This is a genomic window from Thalassobacillus sp. C254, from assembly GCF_001310615.1.
On record NZ_BAXQ01000015.1, the window covers coordinates 42,903 to 61,810 of the forward strand.

Below are 18,908 nucleotides of genomic sequence, written 5' to 3' on the forward strand. Positions count from 1 at the left end.
CTGTCTATACTCTGAAAGGAAGGCGGATAATTATGGAACCTCAAGAAAAGAAGGGGAAATCGGGTCTTCAAATTGGTATGGCTCTCGGTGGAATCATTGGTATTGGACTCGTAGTGGCAAATAAAAAAACCAGAGAAAATGTGTTTAGTGCAACTAAACAAACCGTTAGTACTGTAAACGAGGCTACGCGTTTTGTCTCTCAAAATCGAGATGAAATTATGCAGCAGTTGAAAAATACATCCCAGAGATTTTCAGAATTAATGAAAAAGGCCAGTGAAGATTTACAGTATATTTCTGATAAGGCGTTGGATTTAAAAGAAACAACAGTTGAATTTAAAGAAGTGACAAAGGAATCAGCCAAGAAATCCGTGAGCTCAAAAGTGAAGTGGAAAAAGAATTTGAGCAAAACAAAATAGCAGGAACAATTCCTGGTGACGTAGAAGCGGTAGAAAAGCTTCCTGAAGAAGGAGAAGAACCACTGGACCGAACACATTAATCCAGACAATGTTAAGAGGCTGGTACAAAACTCAGCTATTGAGAAGAGCTCTCACCATCGGTGAGAGCTCTCTTTTTTACGTCTCAAAAGCGCTGTCGATTCCTGTTCTGTTACAGTGGAGGATTTTCTATGTTTACTGCTAAAGCGTAAAGGCAATATATCCTATAACGAAACAGTTAGGTTATCGTCACTTAGAAAGGAGAATTGCACATGGCACTAGCAGAAGAATTACTAAAATATAAAGAAAAGAAAGATGATCATGGAGTTCTTTCAGTTTATCTGAATACCGATTTTGGTGAAGGGACACAGCACAATGGAGAGTGGAAAATCCGTCTGAAAAACGGGATGAAGAGGCTTCAGGAATATGTTGAAAAAAGCGGTTCTGACGAAGAACTAAAAGCATTTAAAAATATCAGCAAAAAAGGTTCACGAGCACATCCTGTCACAGCAGACAGATATGCAAAAAGGCATTGTTGTTTTCGCTTCTGCTGATGGCGGTTTTTGGGAAGAAACAAAGGTGCAGGTATCCCTTGAGAGCGAGTTTCATTGGGAGAAATCCCCGGTAGTCGAGCCCTTAGAAAAACTGGAGTCTACCTATCCTCCAGCAGGGCTTCTTCTTATCCAACAAAGAGATGTTATCTTGATCGACTCTGCAATGGGTGAGATAAGAGATGAAGTGAAATACAGCTGGGAATTTGAGACAGAAGACTGGAGAGAATATAAAGGGAATGCATCAAGTGACAGGCTGGCATCTGGCTCAACCCAGGTGGATGAGTTCCAGCATAGATTTGAAGAAAACCGTCTACGGTGGTATAAACAGCTTGGACCAATCATTGATAAGCAAGTGAAAAATAGAAATTTAAAAGGGGTTTATTTAATAGGAAATAAAGAATACGTCAAAGACCTAGAACAACACTTGAATAAAGAAATATTAGATGTTATTCCAAAAAACCTGTACTCCAAGCCAGCACATGAGATCTTAAATGAGGTGTACGGCGAATCAGTTCGATAAATATAGACAAGCTCCCAATCTGTTGGGAGCTTGTTTCATCGTTTTTTCAGATTCAAGGGATCTTTCCTTCTTTTTCTTTCTTGAGACTCAAACATTTGCATTCTGCCTGTATAAAGTCCCTCTCCCTGCCTGCGGCTTCTTTACGTGAAGAGAAGGAAGAATCCAACCATTCGACTTTCCTTATATCACGCTTTACAATAAGTAAGAAATACAGTCAAAAAAGGAGAGGGCAAGAGTGAAATTTATTATGCAGGAGCAGGGTTTTAGCACAGAGACTGAGTTTGGTTCTTTACAAATTTCAGGAAACGAAAAATATGGTTTCCGTCCGTATCAGCTGCTCGTTTCTTCGATTGCGGTCTGCAGCGGCGGCGTACTAAGAAAGGTACTTGAAAAAAAACGTATAGAAGTAAGAGATATTACAGTCGATGCTGACGTTACGCGTAATAATGAAGGGGCTCAAGAGATTCAAAAAGTACACCTGCATTTCGTCATTAATGCTCCTAATGCAAACGATGAGCAAATAAAGAAAAGCCTGGAAGTGACAAGAAAGAATTGTTCTATGGTCCAATCTGTTCAAGAAAGTATACATATTACAGAATCATTTGAACTAGTATGAAATCTCTCCTTGTCACAGCTTTATGGCTGACAGGAGGGGCAGTTTTGCAGGGGACAGCCATGGCTTTATTTTTGTTTCCCTATGATATTCCGTCAGGAGGAGCAGCGGGCGTGACAATACTATTTCACCACTGGTTTTCTTTTCCTCATGAATATACGTTATGGGGATTGAATGCGGTTATGCTGGCTGGTGCTTGTCGCTGGATAGGTGTAAAAAGTGCTCTTAAAACTTTGTATACCGTCTCAGCTGCTTCCTTCTCTATATTTCTTTTATCTTCCTATGTAAGGTTTGACTCTTTCCCGGGAATGATCTCTATTCCGGCTGGAGCTTTACTTTTTGGCTTAGGAGTAGGCTTATTGTATTGCAAAGGAGCTTCTTCCGGTGGGTTCGCAATACTGGCTCATATCATTTATCGTCTTAGCGGTGTGCTGCCGGGACGTCCATTGTTCTGGATGAATATGTCTATATTTTTACTATTAGCTATTGTGATCGATGTATGGGTGTTTTTCGTAGCTTTGCTTACCCAGTGGATTAGCACCTCTTTAATAAATGTGACTGTAAGAACTTATGAGAAGTCAAGTAAGGAAAAGTATAATAACGATTACCTTCCAACATAGGATATGAGAGAGCGGGCTCTGGCAAGAAATGAGGGTGAAGAGGTTGAAGGAGAAGCAAAAAACACATGAACTGGATTTTACCGAAGGAAGCATTATGAAGAAAATGATTTTTTTCTCATGGCCTATTTTCTTCGGTAATTTACTACAAAGCTCGTATCAGATCATAGACAGCTTATGGGTAGGAAACTTGCTTGGTGCTGAAGCACTTGGAGCCATCGCCATATCCAGTACCGTAATTTTTACGGTCCTTTCTTTTATTATTGGAATTAATGGCGCTACGTTAACAGTGCTTTCTCAGCGAAAAGGTCAAAAAGACGACGAAGGACTTAAGGCTTCATTAAACACCTTTGTCTTTGTATTAGGAAGTCTCGCGATTATTATGGGTATTGTTGGTTTTTTCTTAGCACCCTATATTTTACGTTTTATGGGTACCCCAGACACCATTATGCCGATGGCTCTATCTTATTTGCAAATCAATTTGATCGGCATTGTTCTCTTGTTTGGATACAATTTTATCGGAACGGTTTTAAGAGCTCTGGGCGATAGTAAAACCCCCCTTCGTTTTATCATGATGGCTGTCGCTTTAAATGCTGTATTGGATCCTTTGTTTATTTATGTCCTGGATTTAGGGATCAATGGTGCTGCGTATGCAACGATTGTTTCTCAGGGATCTGCTTTCATATTTGGCCTCCTGTATTCCATTCTTAAAAGAGGAGTGCCCTTTTCAATACCCTTCTTGCCCCCTTTGGAAGAGTTTAAACGAGTCTTTAAGCTCGGCCTTCCATCCGGTCTTTCAATGATGGCCATTTCCGCAGGGGTTCTTGCAATTATGACGGTAGTGACAGCATTTGGTGATACCGTCGTAGCGGGATATGGTGCAGCCCAGCGAATAGACAGCCTTATTATGCTTCCAGCTTTAACTCTTGGATCGGCCATTAACAGCATGGCAGGACAGAACATTGGAGCAAGGAAGTGGGAGCGTGTAGGAGACATTGCAAAAAGCGGAATGATTCTAATTCTTGTAGTAACCATCACGATAAGCTTGTTTGTCTTTCTATCGGCAGAATACTTAATGAGAATGTTTGTGGATGATCAGGCAACCATAGAATTTGGTACGGTTTATCTACAGTGGGTTGCTTTTTTCTATCCATTTCTAGGCATAAACTTTGTTCTGAACGGTATTGTAAGAGCGGCTGGAGCAATGTTTCAAGTACTGGTGTTAAATATCCTTTCCTTTTGGATCCTGCGTTTTCCCCTGGCCTGGTTTTTTCATCCTGGCTTGGAGCAGAAGGGATTGCGTTAGGAATAGGCGTAAGCTTTATTATAAGCAGTCTCTTCGCCGTTGGGTATTACAGGTTTGGTAAATGGAGAAAAATAGATCTCTTTGAACAAAGATCATAATTAGTGAAAAAAAGAGTCCTTCCAAAAGTCTTAAGGCGGCAAGTAAGCCATATATGACTTAAGGAGGGGCTCTTTTCTTATGGAATATTCATTTCTAGAATATTTCTCTAATTGTCGGATATTTTTCCTACTCCCTGAAAACAATAGAAAAAAACAAAGAAGGAGGATATCTCCGATGAAAATATGGGTGCTGCGATTAATCGTCGTTTTGCTAATACTAATACTTCCGGTTTCTGGAGCAGCGTTAGCTGAAGAAAGTGAAAAAGCAGACGATAAACCAGATTATGTCTTTGATATTTCAAAAGAGAATACATTTTCAAGCAGTACAAAAGATGAGCCGTTTCTGCATCCAAGCTCTCTTTCCAAGGAGTTAATTGAAACATCAAATGTTCCTGTAATGAACCCGGAGCTAATACGAATTTTAAATGAAACAACCATTGATGGTTCAAAGTTTGCTTTTGGCTTCAAAGCCTCCATATTCCTTGGCGAGTGGGCGTTATGCTACGAAGGGGAAAGCTCTGAAGCAAATTGGGAGTATGAAAAGGTAAACACGAATTCCTTTGATAATCGGGGCGGGAACGAAACCTTTGCTTTAAAGTATAAACAAGACCAGGCAAAACGAGTAAAAGGGGAAATTACAGCGGACATTCCTGATGGAGATGAAGTAAAAAAAATGATGGTCCTCCATGCGGCTAAAGAAACAAAGCTTCCTGTCGCAATGGAGACAACAATTGGGAATGGAACAGAGCTTGATCATGCTTACCGTGTAAACGGGGGGCAGTCAGGGTCATTGCATGGGTATGTTCCAGCTGTAAAAGAAAAAGGAAGCGTCACCTATGGGGAAGTATATTTAGTCCTAAGAGGCGGAAAGCAAATGATTGAAGTTAAAAATGTGACGCAGCAGGATGTGCAGGCCTGGCTCCCTGTCCAAAACCATCTTTCATTAAAGTTTATCCCAGGAAATTAAAAAAGGTGCCCCCATCAGCGTAAAAGAGCAGCACGGTGTTGGAGGCACCTTAATTTTGTTACAAGGTAATATTAGAGGACAGCTTTGTGAAATCTTTGTTTTTGTAATAAGCGTTTTTTACAAGAACATTGGGGCCTAGGCATTTCACTGCAGGGCAATGACAATTTAAAGAGCGAGCAAGGTTACTATTTAACCAGGAATTATAAGCATCAGGTAAGCTGGTGTGCTTAATATTGCCTAAAGAAGGCTCATCCCCAAAGTCAGTAACAATGATTTCACCGTCAAATATGTTAACGTTTAGGCGTGACCGCCCGTCAGGATCGTTTCTTACCGTGACACCTTCTTCATTGTATAAACGTGTAAGTAATTCCAAATCTTCATCACTAGAGCTGCAGGCGTAAAATGGAAGCGTACCAAAAAGCATCCATGTATCCTTATTTCGGTGGTCAAGCAAACGATGAATTCCTTCACGAATCTCTTGCAAGGAAGCAGGCTTGAGGGAGCTCGCAAAATCACTTGGGTACATTGGGTGAACTTCATGGCGTCCGCATCCCATCGAAATAATTTGATCATGAATGTCCTCGAGATGAGGAAGAGTTCGTTTATTGAGCATGGTTTCAGCAGAGACCATCACACCTTGAGATGAGAGAATTTTAGCATTTTCAACCATCCGGTCAAAATAAGCTTCAGCTTGCTTTTGAGATGGTTTTTTGTTCATCATGGAAAATCCGATGTCAACAAAGTCATCTTTACTTCCATAATTATGCGAAATATGAAGGACATCCAAATAAGGGATGATCAGTTCATAACGATTAATATCAAGCGTGAGATTTGAATTTATCTGTGTCTTGACCCCTCGCTCATGGGCATATTTCAGCAAAGGCACTACATAATCTTTTACAGATTTCATAGATAGCATAGGCTCCCCGCCTGTAATGCTGAAAGCTCTCAAATTTGGAATTTCGTCCAGGCGTTTGATGAGTATATCCAGCGGCAGGGGTTCAGGGTCTTTGGGCTGGAGCATATAGCCTACAGCACAATGCTCACATCGCATGTTACATAAAGTGGTTGTCGTAAATTCTATATTAGATAGCTGAAGAGAACCAAACTCTTCTATATCCTTATAGCTTCCCATGCATCCGTTGCTGGGGCCTGTGGTTCATAAGTATTTGTTCGCATCAAAGATGCTCCTTTTCTTCATAGTTCCGTTCTTTCCAAATGGTATTCCTGAATAAGACAACCCTTATCTTACCTTAAAACAAGGAAAAGAGAAAGACGTAATAAGGCTCCTCTCTTGTTCTTTCGTTTGGCCTTTGGTATGGTAACTCCAAAAAGAAGGATTGTTGTGTATGGGAAGTCCTGTTTACGACAAAGTAAGGCAATTGGAATATTTGCAGAAAAGAGTTGAGTTAATGAGTCATATGCTTGAGGCGCTGGATCCAGCTGAAGCTGATATTAATGACTTAAACAGGTTTCAAGAAATGCTTGATCAGGTTAAAATTAAGACCAACCAATTTCAAAAGAACTGGGAGTAGAGAGACATGGATTTATTTTTAATACGACACGGAGAATCAGAAGGGAACAGAGCGGGGAAATTACAAGGATGCCAGGACTTCCCCCTGTCGGTTGAAGGGAAAAAGCAAGCTTTGCTGCTTGGACAGTTTCTTAAGTCAACAAAACTTGATGCTTTATACAGCAGTGACCTGTCAAGGGCTTATGAAACAGCAAAAGCAATTGAAAAGTATCAGCACGTACCGCTTATAGCTTCAGAAGCCTACCGGGAAATTCACCTGGGACCTTTTGAAGGAAAAACAAGAGAAGAAATTTACAAGGAATTTCCTGATATGAGAAACAAAAACCTTCTGACATCAGGAATAGAAGGAACAGAACAGGTAGGAGTAATAACTGAAAGATGTAAGCAGCTCATAAACGGGCTGAGTGAAAAGCACCAGGAGAAAACAATTGCACTTGTTTCTCACGGAGGGTTTCTTTCCATCTTTTTAATGTTTCTGATGCTTGGTGATGACTGGTACCAATTCCACAGACCTTTTCGTCTTGGAAACACTGGTGTAACAAAGATCACAGTAAAACAAGAAGGGAATCCAGTGATTCATTATATTAATCGGGATACGCACCTGGCTTCTAAATACTGATTCCAGGGGCACTATATTCCACAAAAGACAAACACCCCACATGTTAGAATTTTGCTCTAACATGTGGGGTGTTTTTTAGGACTGTTTGGTTTCAGTCTATTAGTTATTAGTCAGCTGGTGCATACTCGATAGGAGATCCTGGTCCAAGGTCAATTCCAAAGAGCATCCATACGATCAGCATAATGGTCCAAACAATCGTAAATATGATGGAATATGGAAGCATAACTGAAACAAGGGTTCCGATTCCCATTTTCTTATCATATTTTTGAGCAAACGCAATAATAATCGCAAAGTACGTCATTAATGGCGTAATGATGTTAGTTGTTGAATCAGCAATACGATAGGCCATTTGTGTGAGCTCTGGAGAATAGCCTAGCTGCATCATGATTGGGACAAAGACAGGAGCCATAATTGCCCATTTTGCAGAGGCGCTTCCTATAAATAAGTTGATAAAGCCCGCTACAATAATGAAGGCTATTACCAGAGGGATTCCCGTAAAGTTTACACTTTGAAGGAACTCAGCGCCGTACACTCCCAGGACTAGCCCCATGTTTGTTTCATTAAAGTAAGCAACAAATTGACCGGCTGTAAAGGCAAGGACAATGAACATTCCCATTGCAGCCATTGTGTCAGACATTTGATTTGCTACGTCTTTATCATTTTTAATGGTTCTTGTTACCATGCCATACACAAGACCTGGAACAAGGAACAGAATAAGAATAACAGGTACTAACGACTGCATAAATGGCGACTGGATAATAGGCTGAGGATCTTCTCCGCGCATAGGTCCCCACTCAGGTACAATTAGAAGTGCCATTAGGATACTAGTGATGACAAAGGAAATGACAGCCCATAAGAGTCCTTTCTTTTCTGAAGCTTCAAGGCCATTAAGTGATTCTCTGTATTCCCCTTTGTATTCTCCTAAACGTGGTTCTACGACTTTTTCAGTAACTATACTTCCTACTATAGAAAGAACAAATACTGAGGCAAAAATAAAGTAGTAGTTCATTGCAATATTCATAGTCTCTGCGTAAGCAGGGTCTATGGTTGCAGCAGCCTGGATAGTTAATTCACCGAGCATTGGATCTGTTGCAGACAAGAACAAGTTCGCACTGAACCCTGCAGAAACCCCAGCAAATGCAGCAGCCAGCCCAGCTAATGGGTGACGTCCTAATGCCGCAAATATTACTGCTCCTAATGGAGGAAGAACTACGTATCCAGCATCTGATGCTACGCTGGACATAATACCGGCAAACACCAGGCCGAAAGTGATCAGACTTTTTGGAACCGAAAGTACGAAGCCCCTAAGAGCCGCACTAATTAGTCCTGACCTTTCAGCAACCCCAATCCCGATCATCGTGCAAGTACCACGCCGAGAGGAGCAAACCCAATAAAATTATCAACCATGCTGGTAAATAAATACTCGATGCCGTCAGCTGATAACAGGTTAGTGACTTCTACTGTCTCCCCCGGCTCAGCAGGATCATCTACAGTGATACCTACTGCAGAAAGAATGGCTGATACAAAGATAACGACAACAGCTAAAATAGCGAAGAGTGTTATAGGATGAGGGAGTTTGTTCCCGACAACCTCAACCTGTCGAGAGCTGCTTGTGTGAATTTTCTGTTTTTAGCCATAAGTAGACTCCTTTCTAAATAATGTAAAAATTTATACCACAGGCTTTTACGGCAGACATCAATTCGAACAAAGTAACATTATAAGTATAGGATAAGATTTTTAAAAGAGTTTTAGGCAAAGTCTTAATCTTGGTAAAATATCAATAAATCAAACAAATGATTATACCCCTTGGATCTGTTAGTTAAACACCTTTTTATGTGCTTCTTTCTAAATGTTGTGAAAACGCTTATAATGAAAGGGAAAAGATAATAAAGGAGAGGGAGATTGTGAACAATTTCAAAGAAAGTATGTACCAGTTAATTGTAGAAACTTCTACGAACCTGCCGTATGATGTGCGGAAAGCGATAAAGCAGGCAAAGGCACAGGAAAATGCAGGAACCAGAGCAGCTTTGTCATTGTCAACGATTACGGAAAACATATCAATGGCTGATGAAGAAGTTTCTCCAATCTGTCAGGATACCGGCATGCCGACATTTAAGATTAAAGTTCCTATAGGAGCAAACCAAATTGAAATAAAAAGGGAAATTGAAGAGGCTCTTGTACAGGCCACGGAAGATGGTAAGCTTCGTCCTAACTCCGTTGATTCATTGACTGGAAAAAACAGTGGAGATAATCTTGGCCCTGGTACTCCTGCCATGTACTTTGAACAGTGGGAAAAAGATTACATAGATGTAAGGTTAGTCTTAAAAGGCGGCGGCTGTGAAAACAAAAATATTCAATACAGTCTGCCCGCTGAGCTTGAAGGACTGGGAAGAGCGGGACGTGATTTGGACGGCATAAGAAAGTGTATTATGCATTCAGTCTACCAAGCGCAAGGACAAGGCTGCAGTGCAGGTTTTATTGGTGTCGGCATCGGCGGTGACCGTACGTCCAGTTATTCATTGGCAAAAGATCAGCTGTTTCGTTCAGTAGACGATGTAAATCCAAATCAGGAATTAAAGAAGCTTGAAGAGTATGTCCTTGAAAATGCGAACAAGCTTGGGATTGGAACAATGGGATTTGGAGGGGAAGCCACTCTTCTTGGCTGTAAAGTGGGTACTATGAACCGTTTACCTGCAAGCTTTTTCGTTTCTGTAGCCTATAACTGCTGGGCTTTCCGCCGTCTTGGAGTAGCCATTGATCCTCAAAATGGTGAAATTACTGACTGGTACTACCAGGAGGGTGAAAAAATTGATTTCGCCGAAGAGGCGAAAAAAGAAGCACAGGAAGCTACTGGAGAAGAGGAAGTAAAGCAAGTAGTATTGCAAGCTCCTGTAACTGAAGAACAAATTCGCGAGCTTAAGGTAGGAGACGTTGTCGTTATTAACGGAGATCTTCATACCGGAAGAGATGCTATTCACCACCATTTGATGAGCCATGATGCTCCAATAGACCTTAATGGCCAAATCATCTATCATTGCGGCCCTGTTATGCTAAACGATAAAGAAAAGGCTGGCAGGTCAAAGCAGCGGGCCCGACCACGAGTATCCGGGAAGAACCATACCAAGGTGACATTATGAAGAAATTCGGTATTCGTGCAGTAATTGGTAAAGGTGGCATGGGACCAAAAACGTTGAAAGCTCTTGAAGAACATGGAGGTGTGTACCTCAACGCCATCGGAGGTGCTGCTCAGTACTATGCTGACTGTATTAAAGATGTAAAAGGAGTAGATTTAATGGAATTCGGCATACCTGAAGCAATGTGGCATTTGGAAGTGGAAGGCTTTGCTGCAATTGTTACGATGGACTCTCATGGAAACAGTCTTCATGCCGATGTGGACAAGTCTTCTCTTGAAAAACTTGGTCAATTTAAAGAACCTGTGTTCAGCTAAAATAGAATTAATAAATGTAAAATGAGGGTATCCCAATTGCAGACTTGGGATACCCTCATTTCTGTTATACTTTTTCTTCCCACGTTTCCTGTTCAAAGCTCTTCATATTATTTTCCGTTTCTTGTGGGAAGGCAGTACGGAAGTGGTGAGAATCTGCCTCTATGACTTCAACCATTTTTGCAATCATATCTTCCGGATCGTACTGCTCTTCAAGTACTTTTTCCGTTTCCGTTTCTGCGATAGAATCTCTGCTGGTGAAACCTTCATTTTGATCATACCATTTCCATTTTTCTTCAAACATGCGGTCATTAAAGCCTGTTTCAAAAGGTCCTGGGTTTATTGTTGCCACCTGTACGTTAAACTCCTCAAGCTCTGCTTTCATGGTTTTGACTAAAACTGAATTCCTAATCATTTCCTTTTTGTGGAGGCGGGATAATTTATACGTATTGAGCCACACTAAGGTAAAAAAAGGGGCCATGGGCTTATGAGGCATTGGGCAGTATGGGTTATGGCAGTAGTGCTGCTAGGAACAGGATTGTTTTTTATTCAACACTCAGTGACAGATGCAAAACAAATCAGCAGTGAAGTATTAAACTGGAATTTCAAACCGGCAAAAGATCAGCAGCCAGCTGATGCTGATCCTCATTATAAAGAATTATTAAAGGAATACGATGGGGTATTTATGGGGTGTCCCCAGGATAAAAGCTTGTACCTTACTTTTGATAACGGGTATGAAAATGGGTATACAAAGCAGGTGTTAGACGTACTCAAAGAGAAAGAAGTGCCTGCAGCCTTTTTTATTACGGGACATTACTTAACGACAGAAACAGACTTAATTAATAGAATGATTAAAGAAGGGCATATTGTTGGCAATCATTCATACCATCATCAGTTTGCCGGAAGTAAGTGAAGAAAGAGCAAAGAGAGAGCTGACGAAACTAAAAGAAGAATACAAAGAAATAACTGGTGAGGAATACATGCCTTACTTGCGTCCCCCGCAAGGTAAGTTCAGTGAAGAGAGCCTTTCGTTAAGCAGGGACTTAGGATATATAAACGTGTTCTGGTCACTTGCTTATAAAGATTGGGAAACAGATAACCAAAAAGGGGCAGATTATGCCTATGAACAAATTATGAATCGTATCCACCCAGGGGCTATTATGCTGCTTCATTCCGTTTCCAAAGACAATGCGGAAGCCTTAGGACGTGTCATTGATGAATGCAGAAAGCAGGGCTATGAATTTAAGAGTCTGGACGATTTAATGATGAAAAAAACAATGAGGAAGTTTCACCCCTAATCCATGATAAAGCTGTTTCTGCCTCCCTTTGGGCTGCTGAGACAGCTTTTTTACTATTTCTACATATAGGAAAGAGAATGAGCATAAATATGCAATGAAGAGAAGGGAGTGGGTTGTTATAGGGGTTAAGCTGATTAAAATATCTGTTATTTATTTCTTTGCCGCAGTATTGTTTGGTCTATTTATGTCAATGACTTATGAATTTCAGTACACCGGAGTTCATGCCCATTTAGCGCTGCTGGGATGGACTTCAATGACGCTTGCTGGCCTTATTTACCACCTTTTTCCGCGGGCAGAAAAGAGTAATCTGGGAAAATGGCATTTCTGGCTGCATAATATTTCCCTCCCTATTATGCTTGGTTCTTTATTTATGGTCATCCGCGGATATGAAGCATTTGGCCCGATTATAGGTATTGGGGGAATTACATTAGCCATAGGGGTCGTGTTGTTTGTCATTAATGTGTTTCGAAATGTAAAGTGAAAAAAGGAGCTCACTCTGGTTATTGGATAACCAGAATGAGCTCCTTCTGTTAATTCATAGTGATTTGCTGGCTTAAAGCGTCCGCCACCGTCTCCAGGGTAGAAACGTCAGTCACATCAAAGGCGATTGGTTCTTTGCTTTTTACTACAAGTATACCTACTTCTTTTCCGTTCAGATCTTTAAGCGAAAAGCTGAGCTGTCCGTTATGCTCCCAGCTGTTATTATTTTCCTCTGAAGCACTGGCCATCAGCCGCCATTGTTCGTTCTCTCCTACATAAACCCCGCACCAGTCAATGTAAGGCACATGTTCTACGAGACGTTCAACGGTTTCTTTAAAGATTTCGGCCGGTTTGTCTTTTTTGTACACAGCCGCCATAATATGTATGGAAGCAACATCCGTGGCAATTGACAAATCAATGATCCCCCTTTTAAATTGGCAGCTCTGTTAATTTTTTTATTTATCTTCACATGCAGCCGGCATTCGTTTCACCTTCAAAGGGCCAGCTGTATTGTAAGAGTTTGCCAGAGCTGAATAAATAAAACAAAAAAGCCATAGCTGCTTTTTGTTTAGTCACATCCATTTTAGCAAAGGACAAGCCGTTACTGTTCTAGAAAGTTTAGGAAGTGGAAGAAAACATGGTAAGATAAGTTGTTATAGAATTCCCTTTTCTGGAAAGAGAGGAGAAACCATGTGGAAAGAAGAAATCATGCTTCCTGCTCCTATTAGTGTACCGGTAATGCTTAAACGGCTGCACGTAGATCCCGTGCATTCAGTTGATGAAGAAAAAAGAACAGTAAGGGTCCCCATAGAAAAAGGTCACGCTAAAGAGAGTCTTCTCGTTCACTTTGTCAGCGATGACAAAGTTGCTGTTAAAGGGAGCCAGATAGAAAAAGAAGTTGCGCTGCCACATCTTAACAATATATTTTTATGGCATAGGGATGCTGGTGAAATATCAGCTTTTTTGAAATCAACAATGCTGGATCCCATTGTAGAGCGCTTCAAAGGTGTCCCGCTTGTGTGTGATTTTGATTTATATGGATGTTTAATAAAAACCATTATTCACCAGCAATTAAATATGACATTTGCCTATCAGCTTTCATCTCGATTTGTTTTCCAGTTCGGTGAGAAAGTAAATGGGGCCTGGTTTTATCCTTCTCCGGAGATGATTGCAGAACTAGAGACAGAGGACTTAACATGCCTTCAGTTTAGCAGAAGAAAAGCAGAGTATGTGATTGATACCTCACGATTAATAGCGGATGGAAAGCTTGACTTAGAAGGTTTGCGGGCAAAGGAAGATAACGAGATCATTAGTATATTAACCGCCATTCGGGGGGTAGGGCCCTGGACAGCTGAGTGCTTTCTCCTTTTCGGTTTAGGGAGAGCGGACCTTCTCCCTGCTGCAGACATCGGAATTCAAAATGCGTTAAAAAATTGCTGGAACTTCCTAATAAGCCATCCAAAGAAGAAGTGATTGAATGGAGTGCAGCATGGTCTTCATATAAAAGCTACGCGGCATTATACCTGTGGTTAAGCATTGAAAATGAAAGTAGAGTGAAAATCAATGAATAAACAAAAATCAGCCTCTCAAATCAGCATTAAAAAAGGCCAGCGTTTTCCACTTACTATAAAACGGTTAGGGATAAACGGAGAGGGTGTCGGATTCTTTAAAAGACAAGTAGTATTTGTTGAAGGAGCACTGCCTGGTGAAGAGGTAGTATGTGAAGTGAAAAAGGTTCATCGCAACCACGCAGAAGCTGTTGTCCGTTCAATCCGCAAGGCCTCTCCACACCGAACGGACGCACCCTGTCCTGTTTTCGAAAAATGTGGGGGATGCCAAATACAGCACCTTGCCTATGAAAGGCAGTTAACAGAGAAGAAGGACCTTGTTGTTCAAGCATTCGAAAAATATAATAAAGGACTGGACATCAAGGTGAAAGATACGTTAGGCATGGATGACCCCTGGCATTACCGAAATAAAAGTCAATGGCAGCTGGCACTGAAAAGGGCGAGGTTATTGCAGGACTATATGCTATGGATTCCCATCGTTTGATCGATTTAACAAAGCCGGGATGCATGGTGCAGCATCCTGTGTTAAATAAAGTCAGTATTGAAATAACACGTATCTTCAGGGACTTTAATGTGCCAATTTACAATGAGAAAAAGAAAACCGGCGTGGTACGTACTATCGTTGTTCGCACAGGGTTTTCAAGCGGTGAGGTGCAAGTAACGCTTATTACAGCAAAGCCTGAGCTTCCTAGGGAAAAAATTATAATAAATGAAATAAATAGAAGGCTCCCAGAAGTGAATTCTGTATACCAAAATATCCAGCCAACCTCTTCTTCAGCCGTTTTCGGAAAGAAAACTATCCACTTATGGGGGAAAGAAACACTGCTTGAAGAGCTTAAAGGAAAGTCGTTTCATTTATCACCGCAAGCTTTTTTTCAGCTTAATCCTATTCAGGCAGCTGTTCTTTATGATGAAGCAAAAAAGGCAGCACATTTAACAGGGAAAGAAAAAGTAGTAGATGCTTATTGCGGGACAGGAACGATTGGACTTTGGATGGCTGATCATGCCCAAGAGGTTCGAGGTATGGATACAATCAAGGCAAGTGTAGAGGATGCAAACCAAAATGCAGCTGATCATGGATACAGTCATGCAAGTTTTGAAACAGGAAAAGCAGAAGAGGTTCTTCCCCGGTGGGTAAAGGAAGGATGGGGGCCGGATGTGATCATAGTGGACCCGCCGAGAAGCGGATGTGATCAGGCTCTCCTTCATACAATAAAGAAAACCTCTCCCCGCAGATTCGTATATGTTTCCTGCAACCCTTCTACTTTGGCAAAGGATTCATCCTTTCTTTTGAGAAATGGCTATGACATTAATTATGTACAGCCGGTTGATATGTTTCCTCAAACAGCCCAGGTAGAGGCAGTCGCAAGCTTTGTGAAAAAGCAGAGGGGTTCTAAATGAGAGATGTGGCTTATTACCCTTTAAGCGAGGACAAAGAACTGGTCATAGCAGCCGATTGCAGCGGAGGAGTTGGTGAGAAAGCATCTGATGAGGTAGAGGCGTCTTATGAACTCGTAGGGAAGTATAGCGCCAGAGTAGCAGTCATGGAAGCGTTGAGTGTCGGAGCTTCTCTAACAGGGATCTCTCTTCACAATTTTTGCGGACAAGAGGAATGGCCGAGGCTGGTAAAGGGCGTACAAGAAGTTTTGACTGAGACAGGGTATCCTCACCTTCCCTTAACAGGAAGTACAGAGAGCAACATGAATATGGTCCAGTCTGCCTTTGGAGTTACCGCAATCGGCACCGTTTCACCTGAAGCAAAGAAGACAGAAAAAACTCCCGAAAATGCCGGGTTTGCTGTCGTAGGCACACCACTGTGGGGGGACAGTGTGTTAGCGAAAAAGGATAAAGTTCTTCCTCTTTCTCTTTTTCGTTCTCTAGTCGACCACCCAGGGGTTTATGAAATAGTACCTGTAGGTTCCAAGGGAATTAAATTTGAACTAGATATCTTATGTCAAATGAACTCTTTGAAGCCTTTATCAGTTTCTGACAGCCCATTTGACCAGTTTTCGTCAGCAGGACCCGCCACCTGTGTAATAATCTCCTTTGACATGAAGATAAAAGAAGAGTTAAAGCAAATGAGCAGTCCTTATATTACATTTTTTAGTAGACAATAAACTTGGCAGCAGGTGATAAATAAATCCTGCTGCTTTTTTATTTGGGATAAGCAGGAGTCAAAGTACAGGCAATATAATAATAATGATAAAATATATATTAAAAGCAGGTGGCCGCTACATTGGCAGAAATATGCAAAAGGAAGGGGCGATAGGGATGAATTCATTAAATAAAGCGAACCCTTTTCAAAGAAAGTTTGATAACTTAGAACAGTTTGCTGATTTTTTGAGTGAGATTATTCACTGTCCGGTAACAATAGAGGATGCAAATCATCGTTTGCTTGCGTACAGTTCCCATGACAATAAAACAGACGCTGCACGGGTAGCTACCATCATTGGCAGAAGAGTTCCAGAAAAAGTGATTAACAGACTTTGGAAAGATGGAGTCATCCCTGCGTTAAATAAGCAGGACGAGCCGGTTATTATACCTGAAATCGACGATATTGGATTGGGAGATAGAGTAGCTGTGGCCATACGCAAGGGGTCTGAGGTCCTTGGGTACATTTGGATTGTGGAAGCAGCACACAAGGGGGATCAGGTCGATCGTAACTTGCTTACTTTGGCTTCTGAAAAAGCTAAGAAACTCCTCCTTCATGTGAGCAGACAAAAAGTTAAACGGGAAAAGGATTACCAAGAACTTTTTTGGGAACTGCTTACTGGAAATATTCATTCCCATGATGAAGCAGTTGACAGGCTCAGCAGCATAACCCCCAGTGTACCCCCATGTTTTTCGGTGATGGCTTTTCAAATCCAAGGAAAGCTGGATGACTCTATACATAAAAAAATTACGTATTTAATAAATACTCAGCAGCAAGTAAAGGTCCTGCTCCACACACTAGATGACCGCTTGCTCCTTCTTTTGGCATCGACTTCTGAGGAAAGCAATTCCCTCTCTTCAATAAATAACTTTGCCTTACTATTTTTAAAGCAGCTCAAAGAACGATTTAGGATAGAGAACGTGAGAGCTGCCTGTAGTTCCATACAAGAAGGAGATTTGACGAAAACCGCTTTTGCCTATCAGGAAGCTCTTTCCGCATTAAGTATAAAACAGCAATTTCCAGAAGAAACTAATGATATAGTTTTTTACCATGATTTAGGGGTATTTAGGTATTTAAATGGTCTTTTAGAACAAAGAAGAGATGAAAACCATACGCATCCCGGTTTAAGGAAACTGAGGAAATATGATTCTAAAAACAATACTGAACTCTACGATACGTTAGAAACGTATTTAAATAGAGATGGAAATATAAATGAAGCAGCCAAGGATCTTCATGTGCACGTGAATACCTTAAACTATAGGGTGAAACGAATTTGTGAGATAGCCCAAATTGATGTGAAAAATCCTCATAATAAGCTTTCTTTATATCTGGAAATAAAACTGGAGAGACTGGACCCAAAGCATAACTTGTGAAATTCTACAAATTACTAATGGTTATTTGTTTTTCTTCCACGAAGCTTTCATTATGATTGGTGATTTATAATGAAAATACCTTATAAAAGAGCGCAGGAGGGAAAAGTCATGAAAATTGGAATCCCGACAGAAGTGAAAAATAATGAGAATCGTGTAGCCATCACTCCAGCTGGCGTCCTTTCCTTAACAAAAGCAGGACATGAAGTGATTGTGGAAAGTAATGCTGGCGTAGGAAGCGGATTTGAAGATGAAGCCTATAAAGAAGCCGGGGCCGAAATTTTTCCTAGTGCGAAAGAAGTGTGGAACTCAGCTGAAATGGTAATGAAAGTAAAGGAGCCACTGGAAAGTGAGTATAAATACTTTCGGGAAGGGTTAATTTTATTTACGTATCTTCATTTGGCTGCCGAGCCTGAATTGGCTAAGGCTTTGACTGAGAAAGGTGTAACAGCGCTTGCCTATGAAACAGTAGAAGTGAATGGGGCTCTTCCTTTGTTGACACCAATGAGCGAGGTAGCAGGCAGAATGGCTTCTCAGATTGGTGCACAGTTCCTTGAAAAACCGAAGGAAGGGAAAGGAATTCTCCTCTCAGGGGTTCCAGGGGTTAAGCGTGGAAAAGTAACAATTATAGGAGGCGGTGTAGTAGGGACCAATGCTGCAAAAATAGCTATTGGACTCGGCGCAGATGTCACTATTATAGATTTAAGCCAGACAGGCTAAGACAGTTAGATGATATCTTTGGGAGTGAGATTAATACTCTCATGTCAAACCCGATGAATATATCTGAAGCCGTAAAAGAGTCAGACCTTGTGATAGGGGCTGTTCTTATACCGGGCGCAAGAGCTCCTAAGCTTGTCACAGAAGAAATGATCGAAGGGATGTCACCGGGTTCGGTAGTAGTTGATGTAGCGGTTGATCAGGGTGGTATAATTGCTACGGCAGATAGGATTACGACTCACGACCAGCCGACGTATATTAAGCATGATGTCGTTCACTATGCAGTTGCGAACATGCCAGGCGCAGTCCCTCGGACATCAACGATTGCTTTAACAAATGTAACGATTCCATTTGCTCTGCAAATTGCAAATAAGGGTGTGAAAACAGCCCTTAGCGAAAACATGTCATTACAAAAGGGGTTAAACGCTGCGGGGGGAAGGTTACCTATGAAGCTGTAGCAAGAGATCTCGGTTACGATTATGTACCGGCCCAAAAAGTGTTAGCATCCATTTAAATACACAGAAACCGCTGTCTGCCTGCAGCGGTTTTTATTTGCCTGAAAAACGTAAAAAAGCCGTCACTAAGCAAACACTATGGTTTAGAAAAGAAATAGTGT

At 41.3% G+C, this 18,908-nt stretch carries 14 protein-coding genes and 7 pseudogenes; 17 read left to right on the forward strand and 4 right to left on the reverse strand.

Annotated elements, in window-relative coordinates:
* Positions 1-32: 32 nt before the first annotated feature.
* The 7 genes and pseudogenes from JCM19033_RS14130 (at position 33) to JCM19033_RS14160 (ending at position 5,109) form a co-directional block, all read left to right on the forward strand.
* Entirely contained in the window at positions 33-416 is a 384-nt protein-coding gene (locus JCM19033_RS14130; RefSeq protein ID WP_054636760.1) for a hypothetical protein, read from the forward strand.
* Positions 417-706: 290 nt separating this feature from the next.
* Positions 707-988, forward strand: coding sequence for a hypothetical protein (locus tag JCM19033_RS14135; RefSeq protein WP_054636761.1), 282 nt, complete (start codon positions 707-709; stop codon positions 986-988).
* Positions 954-1,508: a VLRF1 family aeRF1-type release factor gene (locus JCM19033_RS14140; RefSeq protein WP_054636762.1), complete on the forward strand. Its 555-nt coding sequence runs from the start codon at positions 954-956 to the stop codon at positions 1,506-1,508. The genes JCM19033_RS14135 and JCM19033_RS14140 overlap by 35 nt, the downstream gene beginning before the upstream one ends.
* Before the next feature lie 235 nt (positions 1,509-1,743).
* On the forward strand, positions 1,744-2,124 hold the full coding sequence (locus tag JCM19033_RS14145) for an OsmC family protein (protein ID WP_054636763.1): 381 nt from the start codon (positions 1,744-1,746) through the stop codon (positions 2,122-2,124).
* Positions 2,121-2,741 carry a YitT family protein gene (locus tag JCM19033_RS14150; protein WP_054636764.1) on the forward strand — a complete coding sequence of 207 codons (621 nt, stop codon included), beginning with the start codon at positions 2,121-2,123 and terminating at the stop codon, positions 2,739-2,741. The genes JCM19033_RS14145 and JCM19033_RS14150 overlap by 4 nt, the downstream gene beginning before the upstream one ends.
* Before the next feature lie 28 nt (positions 2,742-2,769).
* Positions 2,770-4,142, forward strand: a pseudogene (locus tag JCM19033_RS14155) (MATE family efflux transporter).
* 175 nt (positions 4,143-4,317) lie between these two features.
* Positions 4,318-5,109 (forward strand): YfkD family protein, encoded by a 792-nt coding sequence (locus JCM19033_RS14160; protein WP_054636765.1) that lies wholly within the window; start codon positions 4,318-4,320, stop codon positions 5,107-5,109.
* A 58-nt stretch (positions 5,110-5,167) separates the two neighbouring features.
* On the opposite strand, the pseudogene yfkAB reads toward JCM19033_RS14160, so the two are convergent.
* Positions 5,168-6,288 (reverse strand): annotated as a pseudogene (yfkAB, locus tag JCM19033_RS14165) (radical SAM/CxCxxxxC motif protein YfkAB).
* Positions 6,289-6,458: 170 nt separating this feature from the next.
* On the opposite strand from yfkAB, the gene JCM19033_RS14170 reads away from it, so the two are divergent.
* Complete coding sequence (locus JCM19033_RS14170; RefSeq protein ID WP_054636766.1) at positions 6,459-6,644, forward strand: SE1561 family protein; 186 nt, start codon at positions 6,459-6,461, stop codon at positions 6,642-6,644.
* A gap of 6 nt (positions 6,645-6,650) precedes the next feature.
* A complete protein-coding gene (locus tag JCM19033_RS14175) occupies positions 6,651-7,262 on the forward strand; it encodes a histidine phosphatase family protein (RefSeq protein WP_054636767.1) in 612 nt (203 codons plus the stop codon).
* Positions 7,263-7,368: 106 nt separating this feature from the next.
* Here JCM19033_RS14175 and JCM19033_RS14180 read toward each other — a convergent pair.
* Positions 7,369-8,899 (reverse strand): annotated as a pseudogene (locus tag JCM19033_RS14180) (AbgT family transporter).
* A gap of 288 nt (positions 8,900-9,187) precedes the next feature.
* Between JCM19033_RS14180 and JCM19033_RS14185 the strand changes: the two are divergent.
* Positions 9,188-10,710 (forward strand): annotated as a pseudogene (locus tag JCM19033_RS14185) (fumarate hydratase).
* A 64-nt stretch (positions 10,711-10,774) separates the two neighbouring features.
* Here JCM19033_RS14185 and JCM19033_RS14190 read toward each other — a convergent pair.
* Positions 10,775-11,092, reverse strand: coding sequence for a hypothetical protein (locus JCM19033_RS14190; protein ID WP_198153519.1), 318 nt, complete (start codon positions 11,090-11,092; stop codon positions 10,775-10,777).
* 102 nt (positions 11,093-11,194) lie between these two features.
* Here JCM19033_RS14190 and pdaA point away from each other — a divergent pair.
* Together pdaA and JCM19033_RS14200 are read left to right on the forward strand one after the other, a co-directional pair.
* A pseudogene (pdaA, locus tag JCM19033_RS14195) lies at positions 11,195-12,005 on the forward strand (delta-lactam-biosynthetic de-N-acetylase).
* Positions 12,006-12,099: 94 nt separating this feature from the next.
* Positions 12,100-12,486, forward strand: a complete 387-nt coding sequence (locus tag JCM19033_RS14200; RefSeq protein ID WP_232725387.1) for a cbb3-type cytochrome c oxidase subunit I — start codon at positions 12,100-12,102, stop codon at positions 12,484-12,486.
* Positions 12,487-12,535: 49 nt separating this feature from the next.
* On the opposite strand, the gene JCM19033_RS14205 is transcribed toward JCM19033_RS14200, so the two are convergent.
* The gene (locus JCM19033_RS14205) at positions 12,536-12,898 is read right to left on the reverse strand and encodes a GAF domain-containing protein (RefSeq protein ID WP_054636768.1); all 363 of its coding nucleotides are present in this window, start codon (positions 12,896-12,898) and stop codon (positions 12,536-12,538) included.
* Positions 12,899-13,175: 277 nt separating this feature from the next.
* Between JCM19033_RS14205 and JCM19033_RS14210 the strand changes: the two genes are divergently transcribed.
* The 5 genes and pseudogenes from JCM19033_RS14210 (at position 13,176) to ald (ending at position 18,806) form a co-directional block, all read left to right on the forward strand.
* On the forward strand, positions 13,176-13,958 hold the full coding sequence (locus JCM19033_RS14210; RefSeq protein ID WP_054636769.1) for a DNA-3-methyladenine glycosylase: 783 nt from the start codon (positions 13,176-13,178) through the stop codon (positions 13,956-13,958).
* A 90-nt stretch (positions 13,959-14,048) separates the two neighbouring features.
* A pseudogene (gene rlmD, locus JCM19033_RS14215) lies at positions 14,049-15,454 on the forward strand (23S rRNA (uracil(1939)-C(5))-methyltransferase RlmD).
* On the forward strand, positions 15,451-16,170 hold the full coding sequence (locus JCM19033_RS14220) for a hypothetical protein (RefSeq protein ID WP_054636770.1): 720 nt from the start codon (positions 15,451-15,453) through the stop codon (positions 16,168-16,170). The pseudogene rlmD and the gene JCM19033_RS14220 overlap by 4 nt, the downstream one beginning before the upstream one ends.
* Before the next feature lie 82 nt (positions 16,171-16,252).
* Positions 16,253-17,578: a CdaR family transcriptional regulator gene (locus JCM19033_RS14225; RefSeq protein ID WP_054636771.1), complete on the forward strand. Its 1,326-nt coding sequence runs from the start codon at positions 16,253-16,255 to the stop codon at positions 17,576-17,578.
* 108 nt (positions 17,579-17,686) lie between these two features.
* Positions 17,687-18,806: pseudogene (gene ald, locus JCM19033_RS14230) on the forward strand (alanine dehydrogenase).
* Positions 18,807-18,908 lie beyond the last annotated feature (102 nt).

Coding starts and splice junctions, on each gene's coding strand:
- JCM19033_RS14130 (WP_054636760.1), top strand. CDS start 33: ATGGAACCTCAAGAAAAGAAGGGGAAATCGGGTCTTCAAATTGGTATG.
- JCM19033_RS14135 (WP_054636761.1), top strand. CDS start 707: ATGGCACTAGCAGAAGAATTACTAAAATATAAAGAAAAGAAAGATGAT.
- JCM19033_RS14140 (WP_054636762.1), top strand. CDS start 954: ATGCAAAAAGGCATTGTTGTTTTCGCTTCTGCTGATGGCGGTTTTTGG.
- JCM19033_RS14150 (WP_054636764.1), top strand. CDS start 2,121: ATGAAATCTCTCCTTGTCACAGCTTTATGGCTGACAGGAGGGGCAGTT.
- JCM19033_RS14160 (WP_054636765.1), top strand. CDS start 4,318: ATGAAAATATGGGTGCTGCGATTAATCGTCGTTTTGCTAATACTAATA.
- JCM19033_RS14170 (WP_054636766.1), top strand. CDS start 6,459: ATGGGAAGTCCTGTTTACGACAAAGTAAGGCAATTGGAATATTTGCAG.
- JCM19033_RS14175 (WP_054636767.1), top strand. CDS start 6,651: ATGGATTTATTTTTAATACGACACGGAGAATCAGAAGGGAACAGAGCG.
- JCM19033_RS14190 (WP_198153519.1), bottom strand. CDS start 11,092: ATGAAAGCAGAGCTTGAGGAGTTTAACGTACAGGTGGCAACAATAAAC.
- JCM19033_RS14200 (WP_232725387.1), top strand. CDS start 12,100: ATGAAGAGAAGGGAGTGGGTTGTTATAGGGGTTAAGCTGATTAAAATA.
- JCM19033_RS14210 (WP_054636769.1), top strand. CDS start 13,176: ATGTGGAAAGAAGAAATCATGCTTCCTGCTCCTATTAGTGTACCGGTA.
- JCM19033_RS14220 (WP_054636770.1), top strand. CDS start 15,451: ATGAGAGATGTGGCTTATTACCCTTTAAGCGAGGACAAAGAACTGGTC.
- JCM19033_RS14225 (WP_054636771.1), top strand. CDS start 16,253: ATGATAAAATATATATTAAAAGCAGGTGGCCGCTACATTGGCAGAAAT.